The organism is Kouleothrix sp. 19917 (genome assembly GCF_057073505.1).
This window is the reverse complement of record NZ_CP097099.1, coordinates 7,046,853-7,063,841: the sequence shown is the minus strand read 5'-3', so window position 1 is coordinate 7,063,841 and position 16,989 is coordinate 7,046,853. Positions and strand designations below refer to the sequence as shown.

The following is a 16,989-nucleotide window of genomic DNA, read 5'->3' as shown; positions in this document are numbered from 1 at the left end:
CTAATGATTCGCGCGCGTCGCGCCAACCGCCGCTTCGCGCTCGGCCTGGTACTCGTCGGCCTTCGAAACCGGTGGGTAGTAGGGCGTTGCGTGCTCGGCGCTGCGATCAACCTCGTTCGAGCCATAGCTGGTTGTCATGGGGATGGCCTCGCTGTTGATCGTCGGCTGGTCGCGCGCTTCGTGCATCGAGACACCCTGCGCCGTGGATGGCGTGCCGCGTACAGGCGTGCTCGTGCTGGCTTGCGCCTGAAGCGAGGGTATAAACTCACGGATCGCGTCGCGGATAAAACTCGTTAGGGTTGCCATTGCCGCCCCTTTCAGCATATCAATCTCGTCGTCGAACTGCGACAAAAAGCTGTCGCGCGTGCGCGGTTCCGATTGATAGTAGTGTGTGGCAGTGCCGGCCGCCGGCTGCTGCTGCGCGCTGTTTTCGTAGCGCGGTTCGCTTTCGCCGCCCATGCTGCCAAGCATATAGCCCGCCGCCACCGCCGCGCCAAGCGCCACCCACGGGCGCTCGGCCACCTGATGCTTGATATCAAATGTTTCGCGCGCACGAACTTCCAGCGCGTCAAGCTTTTCGGTCAGTGCATCGCGGGTGTGGTCTATGTTTTGTCGGATGTCGTCCGATCTTTGATCCATTCGACATTCTCCTTCAGCGTTTCAACGGTTTTCTCAGGAACTGGTTTCACCGCCTTGAGCTGTTTCTGCGCCGTGCTCAGCAGCACGCCCCCCACGATCGCCGCCAGCACGCCAACAAGCGCATAGCCAGCCCATGTCGGCCAGTCGAACAAATCGGCAACGCCCTGCGCCAGCGCGAGGACGAGCAGCAGCCCGCCCACCGCCAGCACGCTGCCAGCAATCGCCAGCTTAATCGCGCCGCTTTTCGCCTGGCCAAGCTCTTCGCGAACTTCCTGCCGGGCCAGCGCGATTTCCTGGCGCACAAGCACTTGCGCGTCGGAAACAATGCCGCCCACCAGCTGTGCGATCGAAACGTCGCGCTCACGCTCGAAGGCCATGCCTACCTCCGCGTGCTACGCGCCAGCAGGTAGCCAACGCCCAGGCCCACCAGCAGCGACTCGATTGGGTGGCGGCGAATAATGCCTTCCAGATCGGATCGCATGTCGGCCAGGTCTTGCTGCTGAAGATAGGTGCCGGCGCGGTCGAGGGTGGTGGCAGCCGTGTCGGCCACGTTGCCAAGCGTGCCGCTGGCCGGCGCATTTTGCCGAATGGTCTGGGCGGCATCCGTCATCTTCTCGCCTACCGTAGTGGTAGCTGCGTCGGCGCGGTCGAGCGCCTGCTGGCCCAGTTCCTGGGCCTTTTCGCCGGCCTGCTGCGCCTTGTCCTGCACGGTGTCAGCGACATTTTGCGCCTTGTCGGCGACCGTATCGACTGCGTCGTGGACTTTTTCTGTAGCGCGATCAACGGTGTCGTGCGCTTTGTCGCTGGTGCGGTCCACTTCGCGCTCGAATGCGCCGCGGGTGTTGTTGGGGTCATAGGTCATGAAGTTGCCTCCTTGCTCCTGCCGGGCAGTGCCACACGCGGCACGGCCCAATTGCGTTAGGCATCATCGCCCAACAGAAATAAAAAACAGCGGAAAGTGGCGTTTCTCTTCTCAACCGCCCCACTTCCACCGTTATCTAGATATTTATTCTATAGCACAGAGCGTGCCACAGGGAATCAAAAAGGCCGCCTGCGGGGGCGGCCTGGAAGAGGGAAGAAGATCGGACGGCGCAAGTTGTGTTGTGAAACCGCTGCACACCGGGCGGCGGATGAAGGCGGGCCGTGCGACCGTGTATATATCAAGGTTTACAGCGCTAGTATAGGCTAAAACCGTGTGCGTCACATCCGCCGCCCGGGCGATTCGCCCTCGTTCCTTTGGCCGACACCCGGCTACGCCAGGAGGCGCAGCGCCTGCTCGACAATGGTGCGCACCTGCGGGTAGCTCAGGCGAGCCAGCGCTGGCTCGGGCGCGAACCACTCGGCCGCGCAGATGCCTTCTTCGGCGCGCGGCGTGATCACGCCCGGTGCGGCCTCCAGCAGAAAGAAGGCAACGCGCTTCAGGCGCGGCTGGCCCTTTTTGGTACGCACCATGTACTCGATCCGCCCAACCAGCGGACCAAGCGCGCCGCGCACGCCGGTTTCTTCCCACACCTCGCGCACAGCCGCTTCTTCGTCGCACTCGCCGCTCTCAAGGTGGCCCTTCGGCAGCGACCACGCGCCATAGCGGTCGTTGATCAGCAGCAGCTCAAGCGCGCCACTCGCGTTATGTTGATACACCACACAGCCGGCCGCGCGCCGCATTTTCAGTTTGCTGTTATTTTCAGTCATACCTTTGCTCCGCGCCCAGCGCCGAATGCGCTTGAATGCGCGTTTAATTCGCTTGAATCTGCTCAAATGACAGCTCGTAGTTGCGCGAGGCCACGCCGCCCAGCCGGGCCGGCCAGCGCCCGGTAATCGCCTGCGTGATCTTGCCGGCGTGCTCGTGGCAGTTCTCGATGAACAGGGTGTAGCGCTGCTGCACGCCCGCCGCAACCGTGCCAGCCAGGTACAGGCCGGGCACGTTCGTTTCCATCGTGGCCGGGTCGAACACGGGCACACGATTCTCGCCCACCAGCTCGACGCCCGCCATGCGCAGGAGGCTCTGGTCGCCGTGGAAGCCGGTGTTGAGCAGCACAAAATCGGTTGGGTGCGCGAAAGGCGCGCCGCCCTCGGCCGGGGCCAGCAGCACATGCGAGGGCGTGATCTCCTGCACCGCCGTCGAGGGCAGGAAGCCGATCACGCCAGCCTCGATCTGCGCTTCCAGGTCGGGCATCAGCCAGTGCTTGATCCGCTGGGAATCGAGGCGCGGCCGGCGGTAGCTGATCGTCACTTCCGCGCCGGCACGCCAACAGCGCAGCGCGGCCTCGGCTGCCGAGTTCTTGCCGCCCACAATCAGCAGCCGGCGGCGAAAATAGTCGTGCGGGTCGCGGAAATAGTGCGAGACATGCGGCAGGTCTTCGCCGGGCACGCCGATCTTATTGGGCCACTGCATGTCGCCCAGGGCCACCACCACGCGCCGCGCGCGGTAGCGGCGCGCGCCGGCCAGCGGCGCGGTTTCCAGCACAAAACCCTCGCCATCGCGCGCAATCTGCGTCACCGGCTCGTAGCTGTGAATGGCGAGGTCGAACTGCTCGACCACGCCGCGCAGGTAGGCCAGGTAGTCTTCGCCGGTGATGCGCTGCTGGTGGTTGTTCTGAATAGGCACACCCGCGATTGCCAGCCGCTCGGTGGTGCTGAAGAAGTTAGTATTGCGCGGCCACCACGTCATGGTGTAGCCGATCTGCTGCGCGTCGAAGTGAATATAGCGCACACCGGCCTGTTGCAGGCACACCGCCAGCTCGATGCCAATTGGGCCAGCGCCGATAATTGCGACGTCGTAGTTTGGGCCCGCGCCCGTAGGAGATTCGCTCATTAGATCCTCAATGTTCGTGTCAGGTGTCAGGTGTCAGAAGTCAGGAGTCAGAATACTAGCATTAGAAACGTGCATTTTTCCTTCGTGTCTTCGTGCCTTCGTGGTTTTCGCTACCCTTCGTGTCTTCGTGCTTGCGTTCTCTCCACAAATCGCGCCACAAAACACGGGCACTATACCACGTTCAGGGAAGTGCAAGCTTCTGAATCCTGACTTCTGTCTCTTGACTACTCGTATAAAAGCAGATGCCGGCATCGCAGCGAGCGACACCGGCACCGGCAAGATCGGCCTGTTCACGCCTAGCGGCCAAAAAACAGCCGTTCGATGCTTTGCTCAAGGCTCACCGCCCACTCGCCCATGCTGGTCTGCTGCGACCACTGGCTCAGCAGAGTGAGCTGCCCGCTCGCCAGCAGCACGCCCACAACCACTAACAGCAAGCCGCTTGCCAGGCTGGTGGTATGGAGGTGCAGGGTGGTGAAGCCGAGGTTCAGATCAATGCCGCGCCCGCGCATAAACTGCCAGAAGCGCGAGCCACGCCCGAGCCGGCTGAAGAAGGTCGCCATCAGGATCAGCGGCATGCCCAGGCCCAGCGCGTAGACAAACGCCAGCACTGCGCCCTGCAGCACCGCAATCCCTTGCGTCGCCAGCAGGGTCAGCAGCGCGCCTAAAATCGGCCCGACGCATGCCGTCCAGCCCAGCGCAAAAGTCGCGCCATACACATACGAGCCAGCGATGCTCGCAGTTGGGCGGTTCAGCAGCTGCGCGCCCGCAAAGCCCTTGCCGAGCATGCTCATAATGCCAAACGCAATCACCACCAGCCCGCCCACGGTTGTGAGCGCGCCGAGGTGGCTGAACAGCAGCTGGCTCAGCGCGGTGGCACTCGCGCCCAGCACCACCATCGTGGTCGCCAAACCCAGGAAGAAAGCGATTGTCATCACCACAATGCGCTCGCGGCTAGCCTGAAAGGTGAAGGCGAAGTAGGCCGGCAGAATGGGCAGCGTACACGGCGAAAGAAAGCTGAACACGCCCGCCAGAAAGGCCGCCGGCGCAAGCACCAGCACGCTGCCATTACCGGCCGGCGTCAGCCCGGCGGACGCGCCGCGCAGGCTGAGCAGGGCAATTGCGCCCAGCGCGAGCGCAATGCCCAGGCCGATCAGCAGGCCGCGATATGGAAATGTGCGCGCCGCTGCGGGCGTGGCGTCGATCTCAGGAGCAGACATACGCATCCTCTTGTGTCTTTGGGCGCAATCGTACTGTAGATTGAACGTTTGCTACCAGCGTATTATACATCGGGCGCGCTGGCGAGAGTCTTAAGGTTGACTAAACGTTTGTTCAGCTTTCCGAAATATTCGTGCGCGCAATCAGCTCGGCCACGCGCCAGCCGCTCTCGATCGCGAGGTGCACGCGCCCCTGCCCGGCGGCAAAATCGCCCGCAAAGAACAAGCCGCTGGCGCTTGCGTTTAACGTCTCGAAATCGGCGGTGGCATCGGGCAGGGCGTAGCGCCAGCGCTGCGGGTCGCTCCACAGCGGCGCGCCCAGCCCCTCGCCCAGCAGCGCGGCCACCAGTGGCGCAATCTGTTCCTGCAAGGCGTCGGGTGGCGTTTCCCAGTGTTCGGTGCTCCACGCGGGCGCCATCTGCGCAATGATCAGGCTCTTGCCGGGCGGGCAGCGCTCGGGGGCTTTGCTGTGCTCCAGCGCCAGCCAGCTGATCGGGTGGGCGCGGTCGCTGTTCAGCAGCGCATAGAAGGGCCGCTCGATGCGGCACGGGTAGGCCAGCGCCAGCGAGATGCAGCGCCGGTAACGCGCGCGACCCAATTCGGCCAGCAGCGCCGTTTTCACGCTTTCGTCGAGCGCGCTGGCCGCCAGGATGTCGGCGCTTTGCGGCGCGGGCGCGCTGAACAAAACCATGTCGGCGCTGCCAAGCGGCGCGCCATTCGTGTCGAATAATGTGAAAGGCGCGCGCCCGCCCGCTGCGCCAGCAATGCGCCCGACCCGTACTTCGCGCCGCACGTCGATGCCATCGGCCAGCAGCTTGCCCAGGCGATTCAAGCCATCGCGATAGATCCATTTCGCTTCGGCATTCTGCGCCGGGTCGCCCTGCGCCAGCGCGCCCGCTGTGTCGAACAGCCACACGGGCAGGCCAATATCGTGCAGCAGGTCGGCGGGCAGCTCGGCGGTGAGCAGATGCTGTATGGCGGGCGTGGGCGCGCGCAGGTTTTGCGCGCCATGGTCGAATATAAAGCCATCGCGGCGGCGCGTGGCTACCCGCCCGCCCAGCCCACGGCTTTTTTCAAACACAGTAATTGTCATATCTGGGCGGCGCTGCCTGAGCTTCCGCGCCGCCGCCAGCCCGGCCATGCCCGCGCCAATAATTGCCAGGTGCGTCATGCGAAACTCCGTTCGATATTCTGCGCCCCGGTTTCCCTATCCCAATGGCGTCAGGGCGCGATCTGCGCTTGCCGGTTGCGCCACACGTTCGCCGCGCCGCGCAAACGCCATGGTGCCGTCGTCGACGCGGCTGAAGCGGATGCTGCGGAGGTCATGCAGGAAGTTCTGGTTCATTTTCCACGGCCTGCGCGAGCCCTGCCGGGGCAGCATCCTGGCCGCGCGCTGCACATAGCCCGAGGTCAGGTCGACAATCGGCGTATTCGCTTCCACCCCTTCCTGCCGCCGGGGAATGCACTGCACGAAGCCGTGGCGATCCATGTAGTTCAGCAGGCGGCAGATGTAGGTTGCCGTGAGTTCGCATTTGAGCGTCCACGAGGCGTTGGTGTAGCCAATCGCCGACGCAAGGTTGGGGATGCCGGTGTACATCACGCCCTTGTAGCTCATTGTCTGCGACAGCTCAACCGGCTCGCCATCAAGGGCGAGCTGCACGCCACCCAGCAGCTTCAGGCTCAGCCCCGTGGCCGTCACAACGATGTCGGCCGCAAGCTCCTGCCCGGAAACGAGCCGAATGCCGGTTTCCGTAAATGTCGCGATCTGGTCGGTCACCACCGACGCCTTCCCCGACCTGATCGCCGCAAACAAATCCCCATCCGGCGCGAGGCAGAGGCGCTGATCCCACGGGTTGTAGGCGGGCGAAAAGTGCGTTGCGACATCATAGCCCGGCCCAAGCTCCTGCTGAACGAATTGCAGTATCATCTGTTTCGCAAGCGCGGGCTTGCGCCGTATGACCCGGTAGTAGTACATATCGAGCAGGATCAATCGCCAGCGCGCAACCGCATAGGCAAGTCGCTCGGGCAGGTGCCGGTGCAGCCACTCGGTTGGCGCGTCGTGCGATGGCGACGGCACAATATACGTCGGGGAGCGCTGCAGCATGGTGACGTGCGCGGCCCGCTCGGCCAGCGCGGGAATGAGCGTCACTGCCGTTGCGCCGCTGCCGATCACAACCACGCGCTTGCCCGCATAGTCGAGGTCGTTCGGCCAGAATTGCGGATGCACGGTGCGGCCCGCGAAGCGTTCGGCACCCGGCCATTCGGGCGTGTAGCCAGCCTCGTAGTCGTAGTAGCCGCTGCACATATACAGAAAATTGCAGGTGAACTGAACCGGCTCGGCGTTCGGCCCGCGCTCGGCCTCCACCGTCCAGCGCGCATCAGCCGACGACCACGCCGCATTCTGCACACGATGGCCATACCGGATCGCGCGGTCGATGCCGTATGCTTCGGCGGTTTCGCGCAGGTAGTTCAAAATCGCCGGGCCTTCGGCGATTGTGCCGCTTGCTTGCCAGGGCCGAAAGGCGTAGCCAAAGGTGTGCATATGCGAATCAGAGCGCACGCCCGGGTAGCGAAACAAATCCCAGGTTCCGCCAAGTGCATCGCGCCCTTCGAGCATGGCAAAGCGCTTTGCCGGGCAGCGCGTCTGGAGATAATAGGCGGCAGCGATGCCCGCAAGGCCCGCGCCGACGATCAGCACATCGAAATGTTCGGCTGTCATCGTACTTGCTCCTCGCGCTGGCGCCCAGCAGGCACGGGCAATCGCCGCTGCCGCAGCTCGCGAATCAGGCCAAGCCCAATCGGGCTGAGCCAGGTGACGCGCAGACGGTACGCCCACCACAGCACGCGCGCGTAGAAGGGGAAAACGATCACCGGCTGATTGCGCCACACGCCAGCGAGAATGCGCTGCGCCGCGTCATCCGCATCCATGAATTTGAATGGCAGCTCGTGCTGCATTGGCTCATCGTTCACATTCAGCGTTGGCGAGGCCGCGCCAATGCCGGTTTGCACAAAGCCCGGGCACACAACGCTGACCCTGACGCCAAGATCGGCGGCTTCGATGCGCAGCGCAAGCGACAAGCCAACGACGGCGTGTTTGGTGGTTGCGTAGGGCAGATTGGTTGGGTAGGGCAGCAGGCCCGCCAGCGACGCGGTGTTGACGATATGGCCGTGGCCTTGTTGCGCCATGAACGGGTAGGCAGCCTGCACACCGTGGATCACGCCCAGCAGGTTGACGTCGATCAGCCGGCGCCAGTGTTCGGCCCGCAAGTCGCGCGCGTCGGCAGTAACAGCAATTCCAGCATTGTTGAACATGTAGTCGATGCGCCGGTGCGTCGCGACCGTATGCTGCACAAGCTGCGTCACACTGCTGGCATCGGCCACGTCGGCGTGCTGCGCCACAGCTGTGCCGCCACGCTGACGTATCGCGGCCGCCACGGCTTCCGCGCCGTCGGCGTTGATGTCGGCAACCACCACGGCGAGGCCACGCGCAGCCAGCGCACGACACAGCGCCGCGCCAATGCCCGACGCGCCACCCGTGACAATGGCAACCTGCTGAACGGCGGTCATGTATCACTCCTCGCACTGAAAACGCGATTGGGATGATACCACATTGTCGAATGCCAAGACTTTCGTTCAGACGGATTTTACGCCTGCGGCGAGCAAGGAAGACTCTCTTTTTCTTGTCACTTTTTTGCGCCGCGGCGCAAAAAAGTGACAAGGATTGATGCTATGCGTCGCTGCAAGCGAAAGTCCCGAATGGATCGAGCTTCGGCCAAACGCAACCCGCGACGGCGTAATTGAACCGCTGGCCGCCGTCCGCTGGAGGTGCAAAAGTTGAGGCTTCTGCACAGAGCAGAAGCCTCAATCACGGCCGCCAATTCCTATTCCCCAACCCCTACTGCGCTACAAGCGCGCTACGGCGTCAGCAGGTACACCCCGCCGCCCTTGCGCCCCGGCCCGGGCAGCGTCGAGTCCGCCCAGGCGAAGACGTTGCGGTTGTGCGCGCGGTGTACGCCGCCCGAGCCCGTATTCGCCTCGATCACTTTGTTCACAATGCCCTGCTTGAGCGAGCCCGTCTCGACCAGCAGCACCTGCGCGCTGTCGCGGTCGGGCGCGAGGGCAGATACCAGCAGCGCCGATTCTTCGAGCGTGAGGGCCGCGCCAACCACGGGCGTGCCAGTGCGCACCGGCCCCGCGATCTGCTCGGCCTTGCCGCCCGCGCGGATGCGGAACACACTGCCCTTGCCCGCACCAGCCGCAGCGCGATCGGCTACCAGCACGGTTCCGTCTTTGGTGATCGCAAGGCCGGTTGGCTCGATCAGCGGCGCGCCCTTCGCAACGACCTCGGGCGCGGCCCCACCGGCAAGCGCAATCTTCAGAACCGCTGGCTCGCTGCTGCCAGCAACATTGCCCGCCAGGTACAGCACGTCGCCGTTCGCTTCGCGCGCGATCTCCAGGCCACGTGGCGCGGTGCCCGCCGTGCCAGCCAGAGGCACAGGCGTGCCACCCGCCGCCGGCAAAGCAAACACGCGCCCGGTCATGCCATCGTCGCCCTTCGCCTCGGCGTCAGCGACGTAGATCTGCTGCCCGTCGCTACTGATCGCCAGCCCACGCGGCGCAACAAAGGGCGCGCCTTTGGCAAGCACCACCGCATCAGCGCCGCCGGCCGCTGGCACGCGCAAGACGCCCACGCCATCCGTGCCGCTGGCAGTAAAGAAGACCTGCTGACCGTCAGGGTCGGGCGTTGCATCCCACGGTGTCGCAAATCCGCCCGGCTGCGCGACCAGGCGCACATCGCTCAACACTTCGTTGCGCAACGGCAGCGACGCCTGCGCCGCCCCATTATTCGTCGCCGCGCCGCCACAGCCCGCCAACAGCGCCGCCATCCCCACCACACACACCAATCGTTGCCAGCGCATCGCCGCCCCCCTTTGTTGTCCTGCAATTTCATTCACGTTGGAATGTGATTCGCGGGTAGGGCAGGGTTTGGATGAGTGCGGGGTTGCAGGTTTGCGGGTTCGCAGGTTTGCAGGTTCGCAAGTTGCAGGTTGCCGCCGGGGCATATCGCATACGCCTGTTTCAGGTTGCAGGTTCGCAGGTTGCCGCCGGGGCGTATCGCATACGCCTGTTTCAGGTTGCAGGTTCGCAGGTTCGCAGGTTGCCGCCGGGGCGTATCGCATACGCCTGTTTCAGGTTGCAGGTTCGCAGGTTGCCGCCGGGGCGTATCGCATACGCCTGTTTCAGGTTCGCAGGTTCGCAAGCACAGCTCACTGCCAACTGCCAACTGCTTGCTTCTCGGTTCTGCAATTCCTACCCAAACAGCAGCGTCAGCGTGATGGGCGCGAACGAGGCTTGGGTGTTTGCCAGCGCCATAATCATGAGCAAGAACGTTGCAGGAACGGCGAGCACTCCTGCTGCAAGCAGCGCCCGGTCGCGCAGGCTCCACGCGCCCGCGCCAGCCCGCGCATCGAGCAATCTGCGCCAGAGACGCGCCGTGAGCACGGCCAGCGCCACAAACACAATGCTGCACGCGATTGCTTTGGGTTGCTGCCAGGCCAGCCGGGCGCGCACTGCATCGCGCAGCAGCGCTGGCCTTTCGGCGCGGCCCGATTGCGCCCAGGCATTCACGGCCTCGTGCAGCGCAGCCCGGTGCGTGCCAGCCGGTGGCGTGCCAAGATCAGGAATAGCGTGCGCAAAGCCTGCCTGCGGGTTCACGACATTGCTGAAGTTCGCGGCCACAATCAGCAGCATGAGCGCGGCAAGCAGTGTGCTGACCAGGCTGGAGCTCAAGAATGCTTTTGTTTCAAAGGTCCATGCGCGGCTTCTATTTGCCCGCGCCCGCGCAAAGTGCCGCCAGCAATAGATGCTGAGCGCAACGAGCAGCAGCGCAACGATGCCGCCTTCGAGCACAAGTACGGCGTGGTAGGTGGCGTAATCGCGCAGGAGCGTGGCGTAGGCTGGGTTGGAAGCTGAGCCAGATTGCACAAGCTCCGTGAGCGTGTTTTGCAGAGTATCGGTGTCCACAAGGCTCCTCGGTCGGCAGGAAATGTCTTCATAGTCGCTCCGTTGCCGCGACGGTCGCTCTTGCTTATACGCTCACGATCTGCCAATGTTGCTATGCAGCAAATACGGCTCGGCAAAGATGTTTGGAAATAAACCACTCCCAAAACCCCAGACCCTAAACCCTGGTTCTCGGTTGACACAATCCCGCTTCTGCATGTATAGTCATCGCGCACTCCTGTATGCTTGGAGAGGTTGAAACACTCATGCACACGCACAAGTAACTCCTTTCTGCCTGCTGTTTCACCAGCGGAGCAGGCCCACAATCTTCCCTCATCGATCGCGCCTCGCATCAGGCAGCGGCGTTTTGCCGTTTCTGCCTGAACTGCTGTCGGGTTTCACACCTGGCAGTATTCTGCTTGCGCTGGCATTGTGTGTTTTTCTTCAACAAGGAGTTTCTTTCATGGAAACCAGTCAGCTTTCGCTGCTGCCCTTCTATGAGGGGTGGCGGAGCTATAACCAGCGGCTCATCGCGGCGATTGCGCCGCTCACGCCCGAGCAGCTTTCCCTGCGCGCTACGCCCCAGCACTGGACAATTCGCATGTATGTGACGCACATTGTCGCCAGCCGTGCATGGTGGTTCCATGTGCGTATGGGCGAGGGCGGCGACGATATTACGCCGTACGAGCTATGGGCACTGGATGTGTGTGAGGCGGAGATCGACCCGGGCCACACGGCGGGGGAGCTTGTAGCCGCGCTGGAGAAGACCTGGGCGATGATCGAGGGGGTGCTTGCGGGCATGACACCTGCCGACCTCGGGAAGCTCTTTCCAGGGCTCAATGAGGCCGAGCGTGAGTATCGCGCAAGCCTGGTTGAGCCAAGGCTTCAGCCCTATGCGCATATGTGGCTGGCGGCCGAGCGCGAGGCCGGGGAAATCAAGCCAGCGCGTTCATGCCAGTGGATCATCTGGGACACGCTTGAGCACGACATTCATCACGGCAGTGAGATTTCGACCGCGCTTGGCGTGCATGGTCTGACGCCCGTCGAGATCGGCTAATCGCAAATCCGCTCATTTTGTTTCAGGTGCTGCGCTCCGGCTTCGTTGGGGCGCAGCACCTGAAACGGAACATTTGGGGCGGCAAGCCGCCCCCAAACCCCCACCGCGTCATTCGTCTTACTCAAGTGCAGCAAGCCAAGGATGCCCGGCGGGGTGTTCATAGCGCAATGCCTGTGCAAGCCAGGCTCGCGCTTCGGGTGTAAGCAGCGGCAGGCTTGCCTGAAAGTCGAGCTGGTCTTTTGGGCGATTGCCCCTGGCTTTGTACATCAGCTGCACCTCGATGCGCACACAGGGCCGGCCGCCATAATCCACCAGCAGCTCCTTCCGCGCCCCACGAATGCGCGCATCGCGGCGGCTAAACCACTCGTCGCCATCGGCTTCGAGCAGCATGAGCTGCAATTCCCACGCATCGGCGCCAGCGCGATGCCCCCAGATGTCGTGAATGCCAAAGGCGAGCCATTCGCCCGCAAGCCACGGGCGCAGCGTGCCGGGCGGGTCAGCGGCAAAAAGGTGCCAGCCACGTAGCCAGCCCTGCACCTCGCGCTGATCTTCGCGAAACACTACCAGGTCAACGTCGTCGTGCTCGCGTATCGGCGCGCCAAGAAACTGCTCGACCGCGTAGCCGCCCGCAACGCCCCAGGTGAATGGCGCGTCGCGAAAGAGCTGCGTGACCTCGGCGAGCGAAAGTGGCTTCCAGTGCGTGTAGGGAAAGGTCATGGGCGGGCACCTTTCTTGAGCAGGGGTCAGGAGTCAAGGGTCAGAAGTCAGAAGTCAGGAGTCAGAAAGAACCGCTCCGAGTCACGCAAAACGCATATCAAGAGGCTCAAACGAGTATGCGCGCACCCTTCGATACGCGGCTATGCCGCACTCAGGGTGCTATATTGCTATCCCAAATGACCTGAATCCTGACTTCAGTTTTGCCTTCGTGTCTTCGTGGTACATAAAATCTTCGCGTCTTTGAGTCTTCGTGGCAAAACTACGCGCCCACGCCATAGAACTCGTAGAAGTCGCGGATTGGCGCGCGGGTGCGGAAGCGCTGGTATGGGAAGCAATGCCGCAGCTCGCCCAGGTCGGTGGCGCGCTCGGCGCGGCGCAGCAGCTCGTTGGCAACGGCTGGCGCAGGCTCCCAGAAGCGATCATAGCACTGGTACCACAGCACCATCTGGTTTAGCACGCCGTCGGGGTTTTCGAGCATGCCATCGGTGAAGTGCGGCGGGAACAGGCGCGTGTAGGCCGGCAGGTTGTAGAGCCACGAGTGGCCCGATACGATGTCTGCTTCGGGGTGGGCCTGGCGAATATACGTAAACATGCGCCGCAGCTCGTCGCGCCGTGCCGCCTGCCGCGCATGGCTCAGCGGGCGCATGCCGGGCAGGTCGTTGTTGAGGTAGTGCGGGTTGATGATCGTCGTGTCGCGCACGGCGTAGTAGAAGCAGCCAAACAAGGGGCGGCCACCAAACTCCGTATCATCGGGCGCGGGGATATGCTCGTCGGCATTGTTCTCGGCATACACACGGTACGCCAGCTCGACCGGGTCGCTGGCGCGCACAAATTCCTGGGCAAACGCTTCCCAGCCATCTTCAACTTTCAAAGTCACGGCGTAGGTGGTGTAGCGGTGCAGCGCGTCGGTGAGCGGCAGCGCAAAGCGCGTGGCAATGCGCAGGGCAAACTCCAGCTGCAGGGCAAAGAACGAAGGCGGGTAGAGCATGGGGCACCTTGTGCAGTATTCAGGAGGCAGGAGTCAGGGATCAGCTATCTTGACGCTCGCCCGCGCATAAAGGTTTCTAACCCGATGCTGTTTGCCCTCATCCCGCCACGCGCCCGGCCCGTGAACGGGTAAGCATATTCAATAAAGCCGCCAGAAACGTTTACCACGGAGGCACGGAGGCACGGAGGGCTTTAGAATACTACAAAATTTTGGTGTCTTGGTGTCTTGGTGGTTAAGATGGTATTGGCTTTAGCCCCGCGTGGGCGCATACACCGCTACTTCCCCGCGTCTCTGCGCGACACAGCGCCTTCGTGGAGGCCAAGCGCGGTGCGGATGTCGCCCTGGCGCACGATGTACAACACCACATTACTCCCTCGCAACAACAGTGTCGTACAGGCCGTAGTGCGTTAGCCCTTCGTGGCTTTCGATGCCGGTGTAGCGCAGCGAGGCATCTTCGTAGCGGCGGAAGGCAAAGACCGCCCCGTTCATTTGCTCGGTGTTGAACACTTTCAGGCGAACAAGCAGATGGAAGTCCTGCACCGTCAATCCCGTGACTGTAAGAAACAAATCGGGTTCGAGCTTGGTGATTACATCTTGCAGCGTGTTCTCGCGGAAATCAGTCAGGTACATGAATGCAGGGATGCGCGTTGCGAATTTGATCAGTTTTTCCTGAACCATCTTGCGCTTGGATTTGTATTCGCGTTCCTCGTCGGTGAGTTCCTTTTTCTCTTTGTCCGTCAAATCCCCGCCCTTGGCTTTGCCTTTGAGCGCCTTGACCTTTTCGCTTTTGTTGATGATCGTTTCGATGATGTTGTCGCCGAGGGTGCGCCAGCCCTCGATGCGCTCGACGGCGGCCATGGCTTCGGCGTTGTTCAGCACGCGGCGCAGGGTGTCGTTGTCGACGTTGACGAGCAGCGCCGATTCCCACTTGCGCGCCAGCAACGTCGCCGAGGTTCCCGCCATCGCGATGTCGAGGATGCCGCCCGCGTCGATCTGCGTCATGTTTGCGCCATCGTAGGCCAGCACCGGCAGAAACGACACCAGCTCCCTGACGGCGTTTTCCGGGTTCGCCTCGTTGGGCGACAGGCCGATGCCATATTCCGAAAGCTGCCGCAGCGCCCGCGTGGGCGCGAAGTCGAACACAAAGCAGACCGGCTTGAGAATTTCTTCCTCGTTCGGATTGTCGCCGTTGGGGTTTTTGATCGACCACGGCGATTGCACGCGAAATGCCGACTGGAAGTATGTTTCCGGCGATTTGAGGTTGCGCAGCATCAGAATCGACGACCATTGCGCCACGGTGACGCCGGTGGTCAGCTTGCCACACGACAGCGTGATCGTCTTGGTTTCGAAGCCGCTCCCAATCGCTTTGCGAACCGGCGGCAGGGCTTCCAGCCCGATGCCCGCCGATGTTCCCGCCGCGACGACAACCTTGTAGTCGTGCCAGAAGGTGTTTTGTCGTTCGTCGAGCAGATTATCCATTGCGTGGCAGGCCGCGACGCTGGGCAGGAACCAGAATGAGTGCTGGAGATACGGCAACAGGCGCACATCCGAATACGGAAACGGTGGGCGCGTGCCGGTTTTCAAATGCTCGACCGACTTGGGCAGGTAGCCGCCGCGAATGATGTCCAGCCACTTCTGCACATCGTCCTTGTGCTTGAACTGGGCGAGCATGCCTGTGCCCGATGCCTCGAAGAACGTGTTCAGGTCGAACTCGTCGAACTCCCCGGCGCTCGCAACCGCCAGCAATTCGTCCGGCATCTGGTACGTGAGCAAACGCATCTGCGGCAGCGCGCCGTAGGGGTTGCGCTTGTCAGGATGTTTGGCGGCATATTCTTCTTTGGCACGCTGCTCGTCGGTGTACGTCCAGTTGAAGATCTGTTCCTCGATGAACTCACCCGTCGACAGCGCCCGGAACGGCGTGCCGGAAAGATACAGGTATGCTTTGGTGGTGATCGGCAGAAATTCAATTTCTTTTTCGGAAAGCACCGTCAGGTCTTCGTTCACGTTCTCCAATCCGGCGGCGTATTCAAGCTTGGTTTCCTTGATAGCGACGGTTTTCTCTTCGCCCTCGAACAATTCTTTCGCGGTGTCGCGCCACGCGCCGAAGTGGTACTCGTCGAAAACGACCAGATCCCAATTGACCGTATGAATCCATTCGTTCTTGGGTTTGATGTTGCCCGCATTGTCACGACCGAGCAGGTCTTGAAAGGAGCCAAAATACACCACTGGCTTGTTGCGGCTGATCGTTCTTGGGTCGCCGCCATTGCTGCGGGAAAGATATTGCCAGCCATCGAAATCGATGTGCGATTCGAGGTCGGTCTGCCATGCATCTTCGACGGCGGGCTTGAATGTCACCACCAGCACGCGTTTTGCGCCAAGCTTTCTGGCAAGCTGGTAGGTGGTGAAGGTTTTGCCAAAGCGCATCTTTGCGTTCCACAAAAAGCGCGGAACGGCGTGCATATCTTCCCGCCAGATCGAATGGAAATAATCATGCGTTTTGTTGACCGCTTCGCGCTGTTCGCGACGCATCGGGAACGTTTCGTGATGCGTGCCGCTGAACTGTTGCCCGGTGCGAAGCGCCGTGAGTACGGTCTTGACGTCCGCGACTGTGCAGCGCATCCATTCTAGCTCGGTGTTGTCGAACCCCTTCTTGACGAGTGCGGCGCGAACCTCGTGATCGGTGAAGATCGTGCCATCGTTGCGCTCGGCAGGCTCATCTAACACAATCGTGTAGTTCTTGATCGCGGCGGTCTTGAGTTGTTCGGCAATGCGCGTCTTCACATCGCGCGTGGTCTGGCCCACCTTGAGCAGATTGTTGTGCGCCGCGTCGTCGATTGCGTAGGCGTAAATACGTGGCCGGGCTTCGGGCCTGGGCGCGAGGATTTCTTCGATGGTCTTAGTCATCGCCTTGCCCCATCGGTCGGATCATGCTGTTAATAAAAGCGATCTCATCTTCCGTGATGCTATACTTTTCGTAAAGCATCTCATCTGTCCATTCACGATCCATGGCAAGATCCGGTATAAATGAAAATCGGTCGCTATATAAGTGCTGTGTGTATTTCTGAAGCGATATCAAGAATCTTGTAAATCGAGTTTTGAGATATTGTGCAAATAATTTGGCTTGATCCTCACTATCAAATAGGTCAATAACCAAATATGTCTCTGTGCATGCCATTCCTGGTTCAAGAATTTCTGGTGATGAAGTAATCCAGTAGGGAAATGATCCACGCTCACCATAAGCAAGGCCAAGAATGACCTTCCATCTATCAATCCATGAATCATTTCGTGGAATGTCGGCGCGACCAATCCATGATAAGCCTTCGCTAGATCGTATCGCGACAGGTTGCGCAAGATCTTTTGGAGTAGGTAGACCACGGTAGGACGTTCGCAGACCAAACGGTTGTGTTGGAGATACTTTCGCTGCCAGCGACTTACTAGAATCAACTCCTTTCGGCCACACCTTCTCTAATATAGCCACGCCGATGTTGTAGCGTACAAAAATATCATAAGCGTCAAGCCGACGAGTTGCCGATTCTGCTGGCACTCCTGGAGCAACAGTACG

The 16,989-nt window shown here is 61.5% G+C and carries 16 protein-coding genes; 1 reads left to right on the top strand and 15 read right to left on the bottom strand.

Translation table 11 applies throughout. The annotated features are described in order from the left end of the window. The 11 genes from M1P90_RS28555 to M1P90_RS28505 all read right to left on the bottom strand — a co-directional run bounded on the left by M1P90_RS28555 (window position 1) and on the right by M1P90_RS28505 (window position 10,689). Window positions 1-639: a hypothetical protein gene (locus M1P90_RS28555; RefSeq protein WP_483699104.1), complete on the bottom strand. Its 639-nt coding sequence runs from the start codon at window positions 637-639 to the stop codon at window positions 1-3. Next, the gene (locus M1P90_RS28550) at window positions 603-1,016 is read right to left on the bottom strand and encodes a phage holin family protein (RefSeq protein WP_483699103.1); all 414 of its coding nucleotides are present in this window, start codon (window positions 1,014-1,016) and stop codon (window positions 603-605) included. Before M1P90_RS28550 ends, M1P90_RS28555 begins: the two co-directional genes overlap by 37 nt. Before the next feature lie 2 nt (window positions 1,017-1,018). Beyond that, window positions 1,019-1,501, bottom strand: coding sequence for a hypothetical protein (locus M1P90_RS28545; protein WP_483699102.1), 483 nt, complete (start codon window positions 1,499-1,501; stop codon window positions 1,019-1,021). A 389-nt stretch (window positions 1,502-1,890) separates the two neighbouring features. Then, window positions 1,891-2,328 (bottom strand): NUDIX hydrolase, encoded by a 438-nt coding sequence (locus M1P90_RS28540; protein WP_483699101.1) that lies wholly within the window; start codon window positions 2,326-2,328, stop codon window positions 1,891-1,893. 43 nt (window positions 2,329-2,371) lie between these two features. Next, on the bottom strand, window positions 2,372-3,451 hold the full coding sequence (locus tag M1P90_RS28535; protein ID WP_483699100.1) for an NAD(P)-binding domain-containing protein: 1,080 nt from the start codon (window positions 3,449-3,451) through the stop codon (window positions 2,372-2,374). A 296-nt stretch (window positions 3,452-3,747) separates the two neighbouring features. Next, complete coding sequence (locus M1P90_RS28530; RefSeq protein WP_483699099.1) at window positions 3,748-4,668, bottom strand: cytochrome c biogenesis CcdA family protein; 921 nt, start codon at window positions 4,666-4,668, stop codon at window positions 3,748-3,750. A 112-nt stretch (window positions 4,669-4,780) separates the two neighbouring features. Beyond that, window positions 4,781-5,836: an NAD(P)/FAD-dependent oxidoreductase gene (locus tag M1P90_RS28525; RefSeq protein WP_483699098.1), complete on the bottom strand. Its 1,056-nt coding sequence runs from the start codon at window positions 5,834-5,836 to the stop codon at window positions 4,781-4,783. 36 nt (window positions 5,837-5,872) lie between these two features. Then, window positions 5,873-7,384: a flavin-containing monooxygenase gene (locus M1P90_RS28520; protein WP_483699097.1), complete on the bottom strand. Its 1,512-nt coding sequence runs from the start codon at window positions 7,382-7,384 to the stop codon at window positions 5,873-5,875. Continuing rightward, on the bottom strand, window positions 7,381-8,232 hold the full coding sequence (locus M1P90_RS28515) for an SDR family NAD(P)-dependent oxidoreductase (protein WP_483699096.1): 852 nt from the start codon (window positions 8,230-8,232) through the stop codon (window positions 7,381-7,383). Before M1P90_RS28515 ends, M1P90_RS28520 begins: the two co-directional genes overlap by 4 nt. 347 nt (window positions 8,233-8,579) lie before the next feature. Next, window positions 8,580-9,584, bottom strand: a complete 1,005-nt coding sequence (locus tag M1P90_RS28510) for an NHL repeat-containing protein (RefSeq protein ID WP_483699095.1) — start codon at window positions 9,582-9,584, stop codon at window positions 8,580-8,582. A gap of 391 nt (window positions 9,585-9,975) precedes the next feature. Continuing rightward, window positions 9,976-10,689: a hypothetical protein gene (locus tag M1P90_RS28505; protein WP_483699094.1), complete on the bottom strand. Its 714-nt coding sequence runs from the start codon at window positions 10,687-10,689 to the stop codon at window positions 9,976-9,978. Between the two features lie 439 nt (window positions 10,690-11,128). On the opposite strand from M1P90_RS28505, the gene M1P90_RS28500 reads away from it, so the two are divergent. Continuing rightward, complete coding sequence (locus M1P90_RS28500; RefSeq protein WP_483699093.1) at window positions 11,129-11,722, top strand: DinB family protein; 594 nt, start codon at window positions 11,129-11,131, stop codon at window positions 11,720-11,722. A gap of 117 nt (window positions 11,723-11,839) precedes the next feature. Here M1P90_RS28500 and M1P90_RS28495 read toward each other — a convergent pair whose 3' ends face one another. From M1P90_RS28495 to M1P90_RS28480, 4 genes are all read right to left on the bottom strand, one after another. Further along, complete coding sequence (locus M1P90_RS28495) at window positions 11,840-12,439, bottom strand: nucleotidyltransferase domain-containing protein (protein ID WP_483699092.1); 600 nt, start codon at window positions 12,437-12,439, stop codon at window positions 11,840-11,842. Window positions 12,440-12,698: 259 nt separating this feature from the next. Next, window positions 12,699-13,427 (bottom strand): hypothetical protein, encoded by a 729-nt coding sequence (locus tag M1P90_RS28490; RefSeq protein ID WP_483699091.1) that lies wholly within the window; start codon window positions 13,425-13,427, stop codon window positions 12,699-12,701. Window positions 13,428-13,793: 366 nt separating this feature from the next. Continuing rightward, window positions 13,794-16,331, bottom strand: coding sequence for a DEAD/DEAH box helicase family protein (locus M1P90_RS28485; protein WP_483699090.1), 2,538 nt, complete (start codon window positions 16,329-16,331; stop codon window positions 13,794-13,796). Beyond that, window positions 16,324-16,971, bottom strand: coding sequence for a hypothetical protein (locus tag M1P90_RS28480; protein ID WP_483699089.1), 648 nt, complete (start codon window positions 16,969-16,971; stop codon window positions 16,324-16,326). Before M1P90_RS28480 ends, M1P90_RS28485 begins: the two co-directional genes overlap by 8 nt. Window positions 16,972-16,989 lie beyond the last annotated feature (18 nt).

Bases quoted from the DNA above. Each gene is read 5' to 3' on its own strand.
- M1P90_RS28555 (WP_483699104.1), bottom strand. From the start codon at position 639: ATGGATCAAAGATCGGACGACATCCGACAAAACATAGACCACACCCGC.
- M1P90_RS28550 (WP_483699103.1), bottom strand. From the start codon at position 1,016: ATGGCCTTCGAGCGTGAGCGCGACGTTTCGATCGCACAGCTGGTGGGC.
- M1P90_RS28545 (WP_483699102.1), bottom strand. From the start codon at position 1,501: ATGACCTATGACCCCAACAACACCCGCGGCGCATTCGAGCGCGAAGTG.
- M1P90_RS28540 (WP_483699101.1), bottom strand. From the start codon at position 2,328: ATGACTGAAAATAACAGCAAACTGAAAATGCGGCGCGCGGCCGGCTGT.
- M1P90_RS28535 (WP_483699100.1), bottom strand. From the start codon at position 3,451: ATGAGCGAATCTCCTACGGGCGCGGGCCCAAACTACGACGTCGCAATT.
- M1P90_RS28530 (WP_483699099.1), bottom strand. From the start codon at position 4,668: ATGTCTGCTCCTGAGATCGACGCCACGCCCGCAGCGGCGCGCACATTT.
- M1P90_RS28525 (WP_483699098.1), bottom strand. From the start codon at position 5,836: ATGACGCACCTGGCAATTATTGGCGCGGGCATGGCCGGGCTGGCGGCG.
- M1P90_RS28520 (WP_483699097.1), bottom strand. From the start codon at position 7,384: ATGACAGCCGAACATTTCGATGTGCTGATCGTCGGCGCGGGCCTTGCG.
- M1P90_RS28515 (WP_483699096.1), bottom strand. From the start codon at position 8,232: ATGACCGCCGTTCAGCAGGTTGCCATTGTCACGGGTGGCGCGTCGGGC.
- M1P90_RS28510 (WP_483699095.1), bottom strand. From the start codon at position 9,584: ATGCGCTGGCAACGATTGGTGTGTGTGGTGGGGATGGCGGCGCTGTTG.
- M1P90_RS28500 (WP_483699093.1), top strand. From the start codon at position 11,129: ATGGAAACCAGTCAGCTTTCGCTGCTGCCCTTCTATGAGGGGTGGCGG.
- M1P90_RS28495 (WP_483699092.1), bottom strand. From the start codon at position 12,439: ATGACCTTTCCCTACACGCACTGGAAGCCACTTTCGCTCGCCGAGGTC.
- M1P90_RS28490 (WP_483699091.1), bottom strand. From the start codon at position 13,427: ATGCTCTACCCGCCTTCGTTCTTTGCCCTGCAGCTGGAGTTTGCCCTG.
- M1P90_RS28485 (WP_483699090.1), bottom strand. From the start codon at position 16,331: ATGACTAAGACCATCGAAGAAATCCTCGCGCCCAGGCCCGAAGCCCGG.